The sequence below is a fragment of the Leminorella richardii genome (genome assembly GCF_900478135.1).
GTDB classification, from domain to species: domain Bacteria; phylum Pseudomonadota; class Gammaproteobacteria; order Enterobacterales; family Enterobacteriaceae; genus Leminorella; species Leminorella richardii.
In genome coordinates, this window is record NZ_LS483470.1 from 772,020 (window position 1) to 787,953 (window position 15,934).

Genomic DNA, 15,934 nt, shown 5'->3' on the forward strand with positions numbered 1-15,934 from the left:
ATAGATCGAAAAGTGAACTGTTGGAGCCTGTAAAAAGGCGAGAGGAGAAATATGAGCCGCAGAAGTACGGAAGAAAGAAGGCGGCGCAGCGCTATAGAAAGGCGCCACGCCGAAGAAACGTGGCGTTAGGCTTTGCGCCCAACAAATGCGGCGATATCGGTCGTGAAAGTGCCGTCATCGGCGATGGCAAAGTGACGCTTCACGTCGTTGGGTGCCTCCTGCTGGTAGGCGCGAATGGCTTCAACGTAGACGGCAGGCGTTCTCATACGGGTGGTCCAGCTTTGGAACTCTAGCGTCAGGCGGTCGGTAGTGATCTCTTCCAGCACGAAGCCTGCATCGTTAAGAAAGCGGCTCCATTCGCCGATGCCGTAGTCTCTGACGTGGGAGCGGTCCCGCAGCGCTTCAACGGTTTGCAGGTAGATATCCAGTACCGGATGACCGGGAGAGACCACGTCCATAAACACCACGCGGCCACCGGGCTTGAGCACGCGGTGAATTTCGCACAGCGCCAGTCCGACGTTCTGCCAGTGGTGAGCAGAGTAGCGGCTGATAACGGCGTCAAAACTGGCTGATTCAAACGGTAGAGACTCCGCAATGCCGCTCTGGGTCTGAATGTTCGACAAACTGCGATCCGCTGCGCCTTTTTGCACGGCGTTGAGCATGTCATGACTCAGGTCGTAGGCGGTCACGTTCTGAACGAAGGGCGCAGCGGCAAAGCTGGCGTGTCCTGCGCCGCAGCCAACGTCGAGCACGCGTTCGTACTGCCCCTGCTGCATGAGATGCGAAAGCTTCTGTAGGTCAGCTCCCTGAGCGTGAACGGCGCTGGTCAGATAGGCTCCGGCCTGTTCGCCAAACTGGCGTTCGACCAGCCGATGATGATCGCGTTTGTCAGACATTAGCAAAACTCCATGACGGTTAAGTGGTATGAAAAAGAAGGTCGCGAAAAGTGAGTATGTGAGAAATCCGGCGGCTTCGATAGGTTTTTTTATAGCCAAAAGAATAAAAAACGGCGCGGGAGTTACCTCGCCGCGCCGCTGTTAAGGCTGAACCTGAATTAACAGTCTTCCAGCACCACGTAGGCGGCGTGAACCGGGCCGTGAACGCCGAATACCTTAATCAGCTCGATGTCAGCGGTGGAGCTTGGGCCGCCGATCAGGTTGATACAGGAGGGCATGCGCTCACCGGCTTCCGCCATTTTGTGCAGCCGCTGAGCTATCTGCGCTACGCGGGGCAGAATGGTGCTTTTGCGCAGCACAAATACGGAGGTTTCCGGCAGCAGGCTGACGGAGCGGCCGCGCTCAGGGGCGGAGAACAGCACCACGCCGCCGGACTCGGTCAGGCCCGCTTCGGCATAAACGATGCCGATCTTGGCCTTTTCCGCCATGTGAATATTCTCTTCACCGTTGGCCGGATCCCACTCATAGGCCTGATAGCTCTCTTTCAGCGCGTCAGTAATGCCCAGCTCTTTTAGACGAACGTCGCCGCTGATAACCACTGGCGCACCGCCGTACTCGTCACACAGGGCAACCAGATCGCCGATAAGCCCTTCAGGGCGGCTCAGAACGCATTTCACTTTCTGCGTGCTGGCAAACTCCATAAAGGCCTGGCACAGCTCGTCCTGAGTTTTGTCTGTTAGGCGGGTCTGTGGGTGATCGTTTACCGGTGCGGCAGCGGCTTCCGGCGCGTGGCGCACTTCGCGACCCAGCTGTTGGGCGATTTCACTGAGAAACGACGCGCGATTTTGTTCATTCATTAGCATAATTATTTATTCCCCATTACCTGTTCTTCTGGGCCTGATGACGCTTGAACCAGCTGCGGAAGCCTTCGCCGTCCGGCGCGGGCAGGTCGCGAGCCTCTGTCCAGTCATTGAGGACGTTGATGCTGAACGGAATTTTACCGTCCTTGATCATCCAGTTCGCCATTTTGGCACCCATTGTCATACCGACTTTCCAGAGGGCAGGGTGGGAGTTGGCGTAGTTGAACAGACGCGTAAAGCGCTGCTCGCCCTTCGGCGTCAGGCCGGTTTCTGCCATCACGCGGCGGTGCTTAACGATAAGCTGCGCCAGCGGGATTTTCACCGGGCAAACCTGGTTACAGGCGTTACACAGCGAGCAGGCGTAAGGCAGGTCGTGGAAGTCTTCATAGCCGCCCAGCAGCGGAGAAATCACCGCGCCGATAGGCCCCGGATAGATTGAACCGTAGCCGTGGCCGCCGATTTGGCGATAGGCCGGGCAGGTGTTCAGGCAGGCACCGCAGCGGATACAGCGCAGCACGTCCTTGAACTCTGAGCCTAGGATCTTGGAGCGGCCGTTGTCGACAATCACCAAGTGGAACTCTTCCGGGCCGTCCACGTGGTTTTCTTCACGAGGGCCGGTCAGCCAAGTGTTGTAGCTGGTTAGACGGGTGCCCACCGCGCTGCGGCACAGCAGGGTGATCAGCACGTCCACTTCTTCAAAGGTCGGCGCGATGCGCTCCATGCCCATGACCGCGATATGGGTCTTCGGCAGGGTAGTCGCCATGCGTAGGTTGCCTTCGTTGGTCACCAGACACAGGCTGCCGGTTTCTGCCACGGCAAAGTTACAGCCGCTGATGCCGATATCGGCTTCAAGGAAGTCTTTACGAATGCGCTCGCGGATAAACAGTGTCATCGCTTCCGGCGTTTCCGGGCCGTCGTAGCCCAGCTTTTCGTTCAGCACCTTGCGGATTTGATAGCGGTCTTTGTGGATGGCCGGTACTACAATGTGTGATGGCGGATCGTTATCAACCTGAAGAATGTACTCGCCGAGGTCGGTTTCGACCACTTCGATACCTTCCGCCTGCAGCACGTGGTTAAGGCCAATCTCTTCCGTCACCATTGACTTGGACTTCACCACTTTTTTAGCCTGCTTTTCGCGGGCAACGTTGCGGATATAGTCAGTGGCTTCTTCTTTGGTGCGGGCGAAGTAAACGTGCCCGCCGTTCTGAGTGACTTTCTCAGACAGCTGATACAGATAGGCGTCCAGATTCTCAAGCACGTGGTTGCGGATCTGCTCGGCGCGGTCGCGCCATTCGTCCCAATGGCCCAGTTCGTTCACCATAATCTGGCGGTTGGCGCCGATGCGCTCTTGAGCCATCGCCACCGCGTTGCGCATGATGGTGTCTTCCATCTCTGCCTTGATGCGGGGCTTGAATTCGACGTTGCTGGTTTTCATCGACATGGTCTTGGTCCCCTTAGCGGCTCATTAATACTTCAGCGATGTGCATGACTTTTACCGGACGCTTTTCACGCGTCAGGCGGCCGCTGATATTGATTAGGCAGCTGGTGTCGGCGCCGATAACAAAGTCCGGCTCAACGTCCATAATGTGCTCTACCTTCTCTTTCACCATTTCGCCAGAAATTTCTGACATCTTGACGGAGAAGGTGCCGCCGAAGCCACAGCAGGTTTCCTGATTGACGATAGGCAGTAGTTCTAAGCCTTCTACGTTGTTCAGCAGCATAATAGGCTCATCTTTCACGCCGAGCTTGCGGAACAGGCTACAGGAAGGGTGATAAACTGCGCGGCCGGGCAGACGAGCGCCGACGTTGACCACGCCCAGCGTATGCACGATAAAGCTGGTCAGATCCTGCATGCGGTCAGCGACGGCCTGCGCTCTGGCTGCCCACTCTGGCTCGTCCGCCAGGTGTGTCGGGTAGCTTTTGATCGCGTAGGTACAAGAGCCCGCAGGGGAAACGATAGGGTAGTCGTTGACTTCCATCGCAGCGATAAGGGACTTCATGGCGGGTTTCGCGTCGTTGACGTAGCCGCTGTTAAGCGCAGGCTGACCACAGCAGCCCTGACGCTCAGGGAAGAAAACTTCACAGCCAAGCTGCTCAAGCAGCAAAACGCTGTCACGGGCCATGTTGGCCTTAATGGTGTCACCTATACAGGTTACGTAAAAATTTACTTTCATTACACATTGCTCCACAAGCGGAAAATAATCGGCGCTTAGCGTTTGCTGTCAGCCTAAGCCAGATACAAAGGCCGGTTATCCGTATTCTTTTGTTGGTCTGAACCGGCTCCTAAGGAGCCGGTGTATTTTCAGAGGCCGGATAATACCATCGCTTAAACGCGTTGTATGTGATTTGTATTACAAATGGAACAGGTAGTACATGGCGCCGATCTTCACGCCGAGAATAATAATATAAATCGCACAGTACTTGAGGGTGCCGGACATAATGGCACTGCCCTGACCGTCCATCTTGGTCGCGGAAACGGCGATAGCGATACTCTGTGGGGAGATCATCTTGCCGCCGGTTGCACCAGAGGTGTTAGCCGCTGCCAGCAGGATGGGGTCAATGTTCAGCTGGGCTGCGGCGCTGGTCTGCAGCTTGCCGAACAGGACGTTAGAGTTGGTGTCGCTGCCGGTTACGAAGGTACCCAGCGCGCCGATAACCGGGGCGATGAAGATGTATCCCGTACCGGTGACGCTAACCAGCGTGTTGGCGATAGAGCCAATCATGCCGCTGGTGTCCATCACGGTCGCCATAGCAACGATGGCGGTAATGGCGATAATCGAGTTCTTTAGCTGAACAACGGTTGACCACAGAACGGACAGCATAGTGCCGATGCCCGCGCCCTGAATCAGGCCGCCGATAAAGGTGGCGATGATAATCAGAACCCCAGGGGTGCTTAACCACTCAACCTTCAGCTTTAAGACAGTGGTGTCGCTCAGCGCGTAAGGGATCACGCTAGAGATTTGGCCCACGCCGTTTTTGATTGCTGGGAACAGGGGAGAACACAGCAGAATAAACAGGAACGTCAGCAGGTAAATGGCGCTGGCGCGAAACAGTTCACCACCGCTGTACTTAACGGCGGCTGGAGCGTCCGCTGACTGCTCTGCTGCTGGCGTTTTGTGGCGCTTGGCCAGGAAGATCGTGACCAGCAGGCTCACCAGGCTACCGGCAAATGCAGGAAGCTCTGCGCCCAGATAGGTGGCAACAAAATACTGAGGGATCAGGGTGCTGATACCGCACATCAGGGTAATAAAGAATACTCCCTTGATAGCGCGAATACCGCCGCCGGCGATGGCAACAATAACGAACGGCAGCAGGATGTTAAACAGCGAGAGCTGAATAATGATCATGCTGCTGAGCTCGCGCACTGGCAGGCCGGTTTGTTCAGCAAGAATAGAGACCGGAATACCCACGGCGCCAAAGGCGGTAGGAACGGTGTTGGCAACCAGCGAGGCGATAGCGGCCTTCAGCGGGTTAAAGCCTAGTGCGATCAGAATGCCGATCGGGATAGCAACTGCGGTACCGTATCCTGCTGCGGCTTCAAGGAAGCCACCGAAACACCAGGAAATAAGCAGGATCTGGATGCGCTTATCGTCGCTGATGTTGGCCAGCACGTTCTTCAGAACGTCCATACCGCCGGTTTTCAGCATCAGGTTGTAGCTATAGATAGCGCCTAAAATAACGATAATGATTGGCCACAGCCCTTTAGAGGCGCCGTAGAGTGTCGACATTGTCAGGTTTTGCACCGGCGTATGCCAAAATATACCTGCAATGGCCAGCGTGATGACAAGAGAAATAATAACCGCGTAGTGAATAGGGGTTTTTATCTTTAAAATCATCACAATCATGGCTATGAGTGGAATGATTCCCAGAAAGAAGGAAAGATATTCGGACATTTTTCAACCTTTTATTGTATTGATAGTAACGTGTTCTGGCGCGGGATTTTAGTTGTTATCATTTTGTAATTCAGTGAGCTGAATCGTGTTACCAATAAAAATACTGATAAATAGTTATTGTATGATTATTTTCAATCCATTGATTTAAATAATAATAAAACTATGTGTTTGGAGTATTTGATGATAAAAGTGGAAAAAATGCACCATCTTGCAGTGATTTGTCGAAATTACGAGCAAAGCAAGAGGTTTTATTGTCATACATTAGGCTTTGAGGTGCTGTCTGAGTGCTATCGGGCAGAGCGGCTATCGTGGAAGGGCGACCTCGCACTGAACGGCGTCTATATGATTGAGCTGTTCTCGTTTCCCTCGCCGCCGCCTCGACCCACCCATCCGGAGGCCTGTGGGCTGCGGCATTTGGCCTTTAGCGTCAAGAATATTGATGAGGCGATTGCTGGGTTAGAAAGTGAGGGGGTAGAGTGTGAGCCCGTGCGCATCGATCCCTATACTGGACGGCGTTTTACCTTTTTCCGCGATCCAGACCAATTGCCGATAGAACTTTATGAAAGCAACAGTTAGCCTGATGAGGATATACTCACAGACGCTGAGTAAGGTAAATTTTTTGTGTGAGTCGTGTAATGACGCGTAACGATACTGCAAACACTGAGAACCTCTTAAAACAAATTGATAGCGTCTTTGAGAACGGCGCCCGTCTGCTGGTGGCTTTTAGCGGCGGCGTTGACTCTTCGGTGCTTCTTCATGCCCTCGTTAGCCTGAGGTCAACATCCCGTATAGACATTGTTCTGCGCGCGGTTTACGTGCACCACGGGCTAAGCCAAAACGCTGACGCATGGGCTCTACACTGCCAGGCGCAGTGTGAACAGTGGGGGGTACCGCTGGAGGTGGTTCGAGTGGGCGTCGCCGCGGCAGGCGCCAGCGTAGAGGCCGCGGCGAGAGAGGCTCGATATCATGCATTATCCGAGAGGCTGCTAAAGGGAGAGGTGCTGGTCACCGCGCAGCATCTGGACGATCAGTGCGAAACCTTCATGCTGGCGCTAAAGCGCGGCAGCGGTCCGGCGGGGCTTTCATCGATGCCGGAATGCATGCCCTTTGGCAAAGGGACGCAAGTGCGACCGCTGCTTGGCGTTCCTCGCCGAGACATCGAGCGCTACGCGGCTGAACATGCCCTGACGTGGGTAGAAGATGAAAGCAATCAGGACGCGCGCTATGACCGAAACTTCCTGCGGCGGGACGTTCTACCGCAGATTGCCGGGCGCTGGCCTCACTTTACGCAGGCCGTTGCCCGCAGCGCAGCGCTGTGTGCGGAGCAGGAAAGCCTGCTTGACGAACTGCTGGCGCCTCAGCTTGCTCTGCTGTGTGATGATAATGGTGCATTGGATATCGACGGGCTGCGCACTGTTTCTGAACCCCATCGTCGGGCGCTGCTGCGGCGCTGGTTTGGTTTGCACGGCGTGACGATGCCTTCACGCGCTCAGCTTGAGACGCTGTGGCTTGAAGTGGCACAGAGCCAAGACGATGCCCAGCCGCAGCTTCAGCTGTTGACTCATCAGGTTCGGCGCTATCGCCAGAGGCTTTATCTGCTGCCGATCCTCAAGGATGTCTCTGCCTCGGTGCTTGAGTGGGACGGGCAGAAGGCGCTGAATTTGCCTGACGGGCTGGGTTCTCTCTCACTGACCTCCGAAGGTCAGGCTGTGAGAGCACCCAGCGACAGCGAGACGGTGACGATTCGCTTTTGCGCACCGGGCAGTCTGAATGTGGCTATTGTCGGGCGGCAGCACTCGCGCGCTCTTAAAAAGCTGTGGCAGGAGTTTGACGTTCCCCCTTGGCTCAGGCAGCGCACGCCGATGCTGTTCTATAATGACATTCTGGTGGCGGCCGTTGGCCTTTTCACCACCAAAGAGGGGGAGCCTCTAGGCACGAATACGGTTTGGCATCTTCAACACGATAAAAACTAGCGCACTCGCTGCGCCTCTTTATTTCTCTATGACTTACTGAAAGCAATGACGTTAACGAGGTTCTCTTGATGAAAAAAATGCTAATGCTGCTCTGTGGCGCGCTGTTGATAAACTTCTCTGTACAGGCTGCGGGTGACGCCGAAGCGGGTAAAAGCAAGTCGGCCAAGTGCGTGGCCTGCCACGGCATGAACGGCAAAATTACCATTCCGACTTACCCCAATCTGGCGGGGCAAAACCAGGTGTATCTGGAACACTCGATGCTGGCCTATAAGAAAGGCGAGCGCACCGGCGGTTTGGCTAACGTAATGGCGGCCTACGTTCAGGCGCTTTCTGAGCAGGATATTGCTGACCTGGCGGCTTATTATGCGGGTCTGGATGTGAAAGAGTAATCGGGATCTAACGAGAGGATACGCGGGCAGATTGCCTGCCCGCGACGGCGTAAATTAATCCGCCAGACTGATTTCGATTTTGCCAAGGGTGGGGTGGCTAAAATAGGCGATATTGTCGAGCCTAAGTTCACGCTGTTCCCCGTCGGCTTCAACAATCAGGTACTCCACTTTCTTTTTCAGCTGCAGGTCGCAGGCCTTAGCCTCCAGTTTTTCACCGCCTCTGAGCTTGATTTCAAGAACCAGATGGTGCTGACAGGCGAGCTCTAAATTATCATAGTCATCACAGTTTATGGGTTGGTACTCTTTTTCAGTCATCACCATAATCACTCACCAGTAAATTGGCGGCAGCGTATGCCGCGCTTTCCCTTACCTCAGACGGCAGCGACGCGTTAGCCGCAATGTCGTCTAATGCTTTTAGCACACAGCCCAGCGCATCGGCAACGTAGCCGAGCTCACCGCTGGCGATTTGCGCATACTTACGTCGAACGGGTTCACTGTATTTCTGCATTGACACCTCCTTTGCCGTGAACCAACGCAAAAAACTCTGTTCAATCGAAGTCAAAAAGGCTTTGTTCGACGAACAAGCGTTGACTATAGCATAGCCGTTATTCTTTATATCAGCTACTTGCCGTCGTTTGAGAAAAAAGTTTCTTTTGTTACTCAGCCCCTAAGGGAGAAAATCAAACGGCTGTGTTTAGCCTCAGGATTGGTTACACTGGACGCCGATTTTCTTTTTTAAATACCGCAAACAGCTACGGGGCGCAGCCTACATGGCACTGAAAGCAACAATTTATAAAGCCGCGCTGAACGTGGCGGATATGGACCGTCAGGTTTACCTCGATACAGCCCTGACGTTGGCTCAGCACCCGTCGGAAACAGAGCAGCGCATGATGCTGCGCCTGTTGGCGTGGATTTGCCATGCAGACGAACGCCTGACCTTTACCAAAGGGCTCTGTGCGGACGATGAACCCGAGCTGTGGTTGCAAAACGATGTGGGTGAAGTGGTACAGTGGATAGAGCTGGGGCTGCCTGATGAAAAGCGCCTGCGTAAAGCCTGCCACCGTGCGAAGCGGGTGACGCTATATGCCTACTCTGAGCGAGCGGCTCGCGTCTGGTGGCAGCAGAATCAGGCAAAGCTTGAGAGCCATAGCAATCTGTCGGTGTACTTTCTTGACGACGCGCAAATGACCCAGCTTACGACACTGTGTCAGCGCACAATGACGCTACAGGCCACCATTCAGGACGGTGCCATTTGGCTCTCTTCTGAGCAGGAAAATGTCGAGCTGACGTTTGAAACCTGGTTGTAGAACGCTGTTGTTTTTACGGTGCGCTTTTCGGCAGGAAGCCAAGCACACCGCGAGATCTCCTCTTTGTCGGCTACAGTTCGAGAAAGAAGCTACTGAAAAGGATGCGATATGCTGCTAAAAACCGTCTACGTTACCGCGCGCGACCGCGTGCGCCTCAAGGCCATTGGCCAGGTGCTGTTTAACTACGGCCTGCAGGATCTGATTCGCATTCTTGGCCTTGGTGCCCTGTTTGGCCGCCGCACTTCCAATGACACCGTTCCAGACAATCAGCCTCAGCGACTGCGTCAGGCGCTGGAGGCGCTGGGGCCAACCTTCGTTAAGCTAGGGCAAATTCTTGCAACGCGTGCAGATCTGTTTGATGAAACCTGGACCAGAGAGCTTGAAAAGCTGCACAGCAACGTAACTGCTGTGCCTTGGGAACAGATATGCCACCGGATCAGCGACTCTCTTGGCGCCCAGCCGGAAGAGGTGTTTGCCGAGTTTGATCGGACGCCGCTGGCAGCAGCTTCGATGGCACAGGTTTATCGCGCCCGACTGCACAGCGGTGAAGAGGTAGTGGTTAAAGTTCTTAAGCCCGGCCTAAAAGAAACTATCGAGGCGGATTTGCGTCTGCTGGCGTGGCTTGCAGAGCTGATTGAACAGCAAAGCCCAGAGCTGGCGCGCTTTCATCCTCGCCAGCTGGTTCGACAGCTGGCGACGGCGCTGAACAACGAGCTGGATTTAACCTTCGAAGCAAAGAATACCCAACGCTTTAGCGAGAACTTTGCCGACAGGCCGGATATCGTAATCCCTCGCCTGTGGCCAGAATATGCAACAGAGCACCTGATGGTGCAAAGCTATATTCCCGGAACGCCGCCTCAGAGCCAACAGCAGCTTGCCGATGCAGGGTTTGACGGACCGACCCTTGCGCGTAAAGGCGCACTGGCCTTTATGCAGATGGTTTTTCTTGACCGGCTCTACCACGCCGATCCCCACGCGGGCAATCTGATGGCGGTAGGAGACAATCAGGTCGCCTTTATTGATTTTGGCATGGCGGGGCAAATCTCAGAGCGACGCTGCAACCAGCTGCTGCTGATGATGCAGTCGCTATCAGAACGGGAATCCGAAGGGCTGGTGAACACGCTGATTCGCTGGAGTGAAGACGCCGGGCCAGATAGCGCAGTGCTTGAGCTAGCGGTGCAGGATTTTTACCAGCGGGTTGGCCCAGGGGAACTGACTCTGGGGCACGCTTTGGTGACGATTCTGGCCATTGCCCGAGAGTATCGCCTGAGTTTGCCGCCGGATCTGGTTCTGCTGTTCAAGGCGCTGATTACTGCTGACGGCGTTTTACGCCGTATCGATCCCAATATCGATATTATCGGTACCCTCAAGCCATTTTTGCGGCAAACCATGCTCAAACACTACGGCGCTGGCGCATCCGGTCGACGGTTGAAGCGGGTAGGGATTGAACTCGTCGAGCTGTGTGAAGCGCTTCCTCAGACGCTGAGTCTGGTTCTGCGACGGCTTCAGCACGGTAAGTTTCAGGCCGATCTGGAGGTTAAGAACCTTAACGAACTGGGGCGCTCTCTGGAACGCAGCGCGATGACGCTGGCGGTGGCAATCGTAACAGCGGCGTTTGCACTGGGGCTGGCGCCCTGGCTGTTGGCGAGCAATCTGACTCTGTTTGGTATACCGCTGTTTCCTCTGCTGTGCTTGGGTGCTGTAGGGACGGGTATCTTCCTGCTGGCACTAAGGCTTCGACCCTGACAAAGGCGCATAAAGTCCACTCTACTATCCACCGTAAAAAGGAGCGCTAGCGTCAAAAGCGCTCTTTGTTTTTTACAACGCAGTGCACGGTATCTTTTGAGCAGATTTATGCCTTTTCTATGCAGTTTTTCACTATTTTAGTAAGAAAACGTTTTTCTACTGTAGAGTACCGCCGCCTACGCTGGAGGCTGATGTTATTCCGTATGTGGAACGCCTTACTCGTAGATTTAGGCTTTTTCTCAAGATATACAGTTAGATATACTCTTTTCTTTAAAAACCTTTCTTTTTATATTGTTTTGCAACTTATTTATATTTATATGATTTATTGAGGTTATTTTTGTTTTCTTATTTTTTATTATATTTTTCATTTAATTTGTTTCTTAATGTTTTTAATCCGTTGAATTGGTTTATCTATTTGATTTAATTGGTTTTTATATTTAATGTTGTTATTCTTCAATATCTTCAATATAATTTTTAAAAAATGTATTACCGCCTATTTTCTATATAATAAACTCGTTGACTAATTATTTATAAGCCATTTTTTATTATTTCTTTTTTACTAGAAACACTTTTGTGTTGAAAATCAAGAAAGCAGGAAATAAGCACTGACAGCTTCACCACCGCTAACGCTATGGCTCTGAGATGAATGCTGATACGCCGCTACTGTGCGCGACTGGTGCGCAAAAGAAGATAAGTTGGAGAAAAGTGATGCTAGAAGGTTCAATCCCGTTTCTTGATAAGAAGAGACTGCGGCAGCTCAGGCAGCCGGTGTGCCCATTTTGCAATTCAAATAGTGAGGTTAGAAAGCACGGATTGGGGAATTCAGGCCTACAGCGCTACTTGTGTAAAAACTGCCGTCGGACTTTTCAATCGCGGTATTATTATCACGCGAACTATCATGACGTGAGTGAGAAGATTGATGTTCTTATTGGTGAAGGGTGGAGCGTGCGTAAAATCAGCGCTCACCTTAAGGTCAGCGAAGAGACGGTTTATCGTCGTATAAGAATTCAGTCAAGCGACGAGTCGGCTAAATAGCGACGACTCTGTGCTTGCTCGCTATCTATAGATTCACAGTGTGACGGCAGGCAAGGTCAATATGTCGGTCACCTTTACGATCGGCTATTACTGCTCCTGACAGGGTGATGTGATAAGAGAAAAGCGTCTTCGGGCGCTTTTTTAATACCAATAAATACTAAAAAAGAAATGATTTATCACGATTCATCGCTATGTGAAAAATACGTATTGGATATTTTTCCTGATCTTTTCATCGAGTTCTTCTCTAGAAACTCAAAAACCATATCGATCATAAAATCTTTTTTTATTATTAAAATGTAACTTACATATCGATGGATTATTTTAAATAGATATATCATGTGATTAAAACGATCTATGCCGATATATTGTAAATTGGTTTTTAAGTCTAAATTAACTAAAAAATAAGCCCTTTAATCTGATTTTATTTGTAAATGTGGGTTTTTAGATCGTTTACACTCTTTTGTCCCTATGATACCTTTAGCGTGAAATCTAGTTTATTTGTGTTTTTTGATGGTTTTAGCACTTTTTAGTTTTCTTTAAGTTTTTATTTTGCAACTCATTAGAATTTTATCGCTTTAGGGTGAAGGCAGACTACAGCTTTTGCTTTTGAAACAGGTATTGATACTTATACAGGCATCTCTGTAGAAGGGCTTTGCTATCAAATTTAACGTGGTGTGTGAGTAGCGACATGATGAAACAGTCATCGCCAACCTGCCCGTTCTGCCATTCGCAGGAGCAGGTCAAGAAACATGGTATAGGGAGCGCTGGCCTACAGCGCTATCTGTGTAAAGGGTGCAGCCGGACGTTTCAGGGGCGCTACTATTATCACGCCAATATTCCCTCTACCGAAGAGCAGGTGGTTCAGCTTTTTCAACAGGGATGGAGCGCCAGAAAGATCAGTATTCATTTAAAAATCAGCCAGCCTACAGTGAACAAGCGCATTCGCAAGTGGCAGGAGAGTTTGCAGCACGAAACCCTGTAGGGAATCCGCATCGTGCGTCATCATATTTAATATGTAGTTCAGCAGGAACCTGCTGTTTTTACCACATTTCCCTTGCCGCTAAATATGTTAAAGAGAGTAGTGAAAGCGCCTTTGGGCGCTTTTTCTTTGCAAAGAAAAGAGACTGTTTTAATAGTTTTATATAGCTGTTATAGAAGAATATAGAGTGATTTTGACGGTATTTTATGCAAGTTTGCACACTATTCGATTCATAAAGTTGCTTATTCATATCACACATCGCTTTCTTATTTTCTGATACGGTTATCTCGCACGGTGCGGTGTGGGCGCCGTTATCGTTGATAATAATGAGAACGCTATGAAACCCTTCGCTTTTTTTAAACGCCTTCCCCTAAGAGTGCAGATTATCATTCTGGTGGTTGCCGTGCTGACGCTGCCGCTGGTGGCGGCAAACGTGCAGATAGCAAAAGATATTGACGATCGGCTGCACGATCAGGCTGGTGACAAGGCGGAAATGGTGGCCGATGCTATTGCGTCATCGCCTCTGGTGATATCGGGATTAGGTAACCCAACCTTAGAGGTTCGCCAAGAGATTCAGGAATACTCTCAGTCGATTCAAAGAGCCACTGGCGTGGAATTTATCGTCATTATCGATATGAAAGCCATCCGCGTTTCCCATCCCGATGCGGCTAAGATCGGTAAACCGATGGTCGGGGGCGATGAGGGGCGAGTGCTCAACGGCGAGAGCTATATCTCTTCTGCCAAAGGGTCTTTGGGGCTTTCCCAGCGAGCTTTCAAACCTATTTTTGATCGTCAGGGACATCAGGTTGGTGCTGTAGTAGTGGGCATTATGTCCTACAGCATCGATCAGGCGGTAGAACGTGTGAACCAGCCTATTATGTCGGCGCTAACGCTGGCGCTGCTTATCGGCATCGGGCTGGCGGTGGTATTGTCTAACAGCATCAAGAAAATCCTGTTTGGCCTAGAGCCGATGGAAATCGCTCGCCAACTGGGCGAGCGCAACGCGGTGCTGGAATCGGTGCGCGAAGGGATCATAGCCATCGATCGCGACGCTCGCCTCGTAGTGGTCAATAACGAAGCCAAGCGTATTTTAGGCATGGCGGGCATTGTGCAAAATGTGATTGGTGAGAAGGTGGATGAATGCATCCCTCACACCCGCCTGACGGAGGTGCTTAGCTCTGGTGAACCGGAGTTTGACCGCGAACAGGATCTTAACGGCATTATTATTTTGACTAACCGAGTTCCCCTTTACGCTAACGGTGAAGTGATCGGCGCCATCGCGACGTTTCGCGATATGTCAGAAGTCAGCAAGCTGGCAGAGGAACTGACGGGGGTTAACCGCTACGTTGAGGCGCTGAGATCTTCCGCTCACGAATTTCTCAATAAGCTGCACGTTATTAACGGATTCGCGCGCAGTGATAATCGACAGGCGCTGCTGGAGTATTTGTCCGACATCATCAATGAAAATCAGGGCGAGCTGGCGTTTATTAATGACGCAGTGCGCGACCCTATTTTGTCGGCATTTCTGAACGGCAAATTTAGCCGAGCCAAAGAAATGGGTGTCGATCTGCTGCTGGACATTGACGACGCGCTGCCGGAAATCCAGCGACCCGGCGTTAGCCATGCGCTGGTTACTCTGTTAGGGAACCTGCTGGATAACGCTTTTGACGCGGTGCAGGCATCAGAGTTGAAAGAGGTTAACCTTCATCTGGCACAGCGAGACGGCGAGTGGAATATTGAGATAAGCGACAGCGGGCCGGGCATGGCGGCGGAGCGCATTCACCAGATCTTTCAGCGCGGATTTTCGACTAAAGGGGAGCACCGAGGGCTTGGGCTGTTTTTAGCCAGTGCCGCGTTAGACAAGCTAAACGGCACGATGGACGTTTCCAGCCGGGAAGGGGACGGCATGACGTTCTTTATCCGCATACCGGCGGATCAGATTAATGGAGGTGATGATGATTAACGTACTGGTGGTAGAAGACGATCCGATGGTGGCCGAGCTGAATAAGAGCTACCTGAGCATGATCGACGGTTTTTCACTGGCGGGAGTCATCAACAGCGGCAGCGCTGCGCTGGATTTTATGGCAAAGCACGACGTTTCTCTGCTGCTGCTGGACGTGTTTATGCCGGGACTGGACGGCCTGAGCCTGCTGAAAGAGGTGAGAAAGCGCTACCCCAGCGTGGACGTTATTATGGTGACCGCTGCCCGAGGAGGGGACGATATTCAGACAGCCCTGCGGCTAGGGGCGATTGACTATATCGTTAAGCCCTTTGTCTTTGAGCGCTTTCAGTCGGCGCTGGTGAACTACCGCGAGCGAGTAAGGCTGCTAGCGGACGAAGGGGAGCTTAGCCAGGCGGCCATAGACGGGCGGATTTTTGCCAAGGAGACCCGTAGCCATAAGGCGCCAAAGGGCATTGAACAGGAGACGCTATCGCGCATTCAGGCGATTATTCGCGAACAGCCTAAGCCGTTTGACGTTCAGGAACTGGTGCCCGTTGTCAGGCTGTCGCGCATATCCCTGAAGAAGTATCTCGACTATATGGTGGAGATAGGCGAACTCTACAGCGAGCTCGCCTATCGGGGGCAGGGAAGGCCGGTTACTCTCTATCGCCGCATTCGTTAGCCGTTTTTAACCAGTATCCTTTTGCGATCGGCGTAACGTTCTTACGCCGGTTTTGCTTTTATTACGTGATGACGATCGTTCTGTCGTGCCTTTTTCTAGATGATTATGAGAAGTTCGTCACAAATTTATCTTTTTAAAATCATTCGCTTACATAAGTTTCATAATGCTTAGATAAGTTTCAGATGCGAGACGCAGTGCAGCGCTCACACCAAAATGGCTCCGACTAACAAAG

General features: G+C 52.0%; 16 protein-coding genes and 1 pseudogene. 10 read left to right on the plus strand and 7 right to left on the minus strand.

The window, feature by feature from the left end; genetic code table 11:
* Positions 1-125: 125 nt before the first annotated feature.
* From DQM29_RS03615 to DQM29_RS03635, 5 genes are all read right to left on the minus strand, one after another.
* Positions 126-896: a class I SAM-dependent methyltransferase gene (locus DQM29_RS03615; RefSeq protein WP_111739352.1), complete on the minus strand. Its 771-nt coding sequence runs from the start codon at positions 894-896 to the stop codon at positions 126-128.
* A 158-nt stretch (positions 897-1,054) separates the two neighbouring features.
* Positions 1,055-1,759, minus strand: coding sequence for a LutC/YkgG family protein (locus tag DQM29_RS03620; RefSeq protein ID WP_232054852.1), 705 nt, complete (start codon positions 1,757-1,759; stop codon positions 1,055-1,057).
* 16 nt (positions 1,760-1,775) lie between these two features.
* Entirely contained in the window at positions 1,776-3,197 is a 1,422-nt protein-coding gene (locus tag DQM29_RS03625; RefSeq protein WP_111739353.1) for a LutB/LldF family L-lactate oxidation iron-sulfur protein, read from the minus strand.
* A gap of 13 nt (positions 3,198-3,210) precedes the next feature.
* Positions 3,211-3,930 carry a (Fe-S)-binding protein gene (locus DQM29_RS03630; protein WP_111739354.1) on the minus strand — a complete coding sequence of 240 codons (720 nt, stop codon included), beginning with the start codon at positions 3,928-3,930 and terminating at the stop codon, positions 3,211-3,213.
* A 177-nt stretch (positions 3,931-4,107) separates the two neighbouring features.
* Entirely contained in the window at positions 4,108-5,649 is a 1,542-nt protein-coding gene (locus tag DQM29_RS03635; RefSeq protein WP_111739355.1) for an L-lactate permease, read from the minus strand.
* Positions 5,650-5,829: 180 nt separating this feature from the next.
* On the opposite strand from DQM29_RS03635, the gene DQM29_RS03640 reads away from it, so the two are divergent.
* The 3 genes from DQM29_RS03640 (at position 5,830) to DQM29_RS03650 (ending at position 8,011) form a co-directional block, all read left to right on the plus strand.
* Entirely contained in the window at positions 5,830-6,225 is a 396-nt protein-coding gene (locus DQM29_RS03640) for a VOC family protein (protein WP_111739356.1), read from the plus strand.
* A gap of 59 nt (positions 6,226-6,284) precedes the next feature.
* The gene (gene tilS / locus DQM29_RS03645; protein ID WP_111739357.1) at positions 6,285-7,622 is read left to right on the plus strand and encodes a tRNA lysidine(34) synthetase TilS; all 1,338 of its coding nucleotides are present in this window, start codon (positions 6,285-6,287) and stop codon (positions 7,620-7,622) included.
* 68 nt (positions 7,623-7,690) lie between these two features.
* Complete coding sequence (locus DQM29_RS03650) at positions 7,691-8,011, plus strand: c-type cytochrome (protein ID WP_111739358.1); 321 nt, start codon at positions 7,691-7,693, stop codon at positions 8,009-8,011.
* Positions 8,012-8,065: 54 nt separating this feature from the next.
* On the opposite strand, the gene rof is transcribed toward DQM29_RS03650, so the two are convergent.
* Positions 8,066-8,332 carry a Rho-binding antiterminator gene (gene rof / locus DQM29_RS03655; protein WP_111739359.1) on the minus strand — a complete coding sequence of 89 codons (267 nt, stop codon included), beginning with the start codon at positions 8,330-8,332 and terminating at the stop codon, positions 8,066-8,068.
* Complete coding sequence (locus tag DQM29_RS03660) at positions 8,319-8,519, minus strand: YaeP family protein (protein ID WP_111739360.1); 201 nt, start codon at positions 8,517-8,519, stop codon at positions 8,319-8,321. Before DQM29_RS03660 ends, rof begins: the two co-directional genes overlap by 14 nt.
* 262 nt (positions 8,520-8,781) lie before the next feature.
* Between DQM29_RS03660 and DQM29_RS03665 the strand changes: the two genes are divergently transcribed.
* From DQM29_RS03665 to DQM29_RS03690, 7 genes and pseudogenes are all read left to right on the plus strand, one after another.
* On the plus strand, positions 8,782-9,318 hold the full coding sequence (locus DQM29_RS03665; protein WP_111739361.1) for a YaeQ family protein: 537 nt from the start codon (positions 8,782-8,784) through the stop codon (positions 9,316-9,318).
* 111 nt (positions 9,319-9,429) lie between these two features.
* The gene (locus DQM29_RS03670) at positions 9,430-11,064 is read left to right on the plus strand and encodes an ABC1 kinase family protein (protein ID WP_111741976.1); all 1,635 of its coding nucleotides are present in this window, start codon (positions 9,430-9,432) and stop codon (positions 11,062-11,064) included.
* 708 nt (positions 11,065-11,772) lie between these two features.
* Positions 11,773-11,892, plus strand: a pseudogene (locus DQM29_RS18670) (hypothetical protein); the annotation flags it as partial.
* 75 nt (positions 11,893-11,967) lie between these two features.
* On the plus strand, positions 11,968-12,099 hold the full coding sequence (locus DQM29_RS18265) for a helix-turn-helix domain-containing protein (protein WP_172622630.1): 132 nt from the start codon (positions 11,968-11,970) through the stop codon (positions 12,097-12,099).
* Between the two features lie 688 nt (positions 12,100-12,787).
* A complete protein-coding gene (locus tag DQM29_RS03680) occupies positions 12,788-13,081 on the plus strand; it encodes a transposase-like zinc-binding domain-containing protein (RefSeq protein ID WP_111741977.1) in 294 nt (97 codons plus the stop codon).
* 334 nt (positions 13,082-13,415) lie between these two features.
* The gene (gene dcuS / locus DQM29_RS03685; RefSeq protein ID WP_145960330.1) at positions 13,416-15,041 is read left to right on the plus strand and encodes a DcuS/MalK family sensor histidine kinase; all 1,626 of its coding nucleotides are present in this window, start codon (positions 13,416-13,418) and stop codon (positions 15,039-15,041) included.
* Complete coding sequence (locus DQM29_RS03690) at positions 15,034-15,702, plus strand: response regulator (RefSeq protein WP_170126480.1); 669 nt, start codon at positions 15,034-15,036, stop codon at positions 15,700-15,702. The genes dcuS and DQM29_RS03690 overlap by 8 nt, the downstream gene beginning before the upstream one ends.
* Positions 15,703-15,934: the final 232 nt, after the last annotated feature.

Excerpts from the sequence above, each read along its gene's own strand:
- rof (WP_111739359.1), bottom strand. The coding sequence starts at position 8,332 with ATGGTGATGACTGAAAAAGAGTACCAACCCATAAACTGTGATGACTAT.
- dcuS (WP_145960330.1), top strand. The coding sequence starts at position 13,416 with ATGAAACCCTTCGCTTTTTTTAAACGCCTTCCCCTAAGAGTGCAGATT.
- DQM29_RS03680 (WP_111741977.1), top strand. The coding sequence starts at position 12,788 with ATGATGAAACAGTCATCGCCAACCTGCCCGTTCTGCCATTCGCAGGAG.
- tilS (WP_111739357.1), top strand. The coding sequence starts at position 6,285 with ATGACGCGTAACGATACTGCAAACACTGAGAACCTCTTAAAACAAATT.
- DQM29_RS03660 (WP_111739360.1), bottom strand. The coding sequence starts at position 8,519 with ATGCAGAAATACAGTGAACCCGTTCGACGTAAGTATGCGCAAATCGCC.
- DQM29_RS03615 (WP_111739352.1), bottom strand. The coding sequence starts at position 896 with ATGTCTGACAAACGCGATCATCATCGGCTGGTCGAACGCCAGTTTGGC.
- DQM29_RS03665 (WP_111739361.1), top strand. The coding sequence starts at position 8,782 with ATGGCACTGAAAGCAACAATTTATAAAGCCGCGCTGAACGTGGCGGAT.
- DQM29_RS03640 (WP_111739356.1), top strand. The coding sequence starts at position 5,830 with ATGATAAAAGTGGAAAAAATGCACCATCTTGCAGTGATTTGTCGAAAT.
- DQM29_RS03690 (WP_170126480.1), top strand. The coding sequence starts at position 15,034 with ATGATTAACGTACTGGTGGTAGAAGACGATCCGATGGTGGCCGAGCTG.
- DQM29_RS03630 (WP_111739354.1), bottom strand. The coding sequence starts at position 3,930 with ATGAAAGTAAATTTTTACGTAACCTGTATAGGTGACACCATTAAGGCC.
- DQM29_RS03625 (WP_111739353.1), bottom strand. The coding sequence starts at position 3,197 with ATGTCGATGAAAACCAGCAACGTCGAATTCAAGCCCCGCATCAAGGCA.
- DQM29_RS03620 (WP_232054852.1), bottom strand. The coding sequence starts at position 1,759 with ATGCTAATGAATGAACAAAATCGCGCGTCGTTTCTCAGTGAAATCGCC.
- DQM29_RS03650 (WP_111739358.1), top strand. The coding sequence starts at position 7,691 with ATGAAAAAAATGCTAATGCTGCTCTGTGGCGCGCTGTTGATAAACTTC.
- DQM29_RS03635 (WP_111739355.1), bottom strand. The coding sequence starts at position 5,649 with ATGTCCGAATATCTTTCCTTCTTTCTGGGAATCATTCCACTCATAGCC.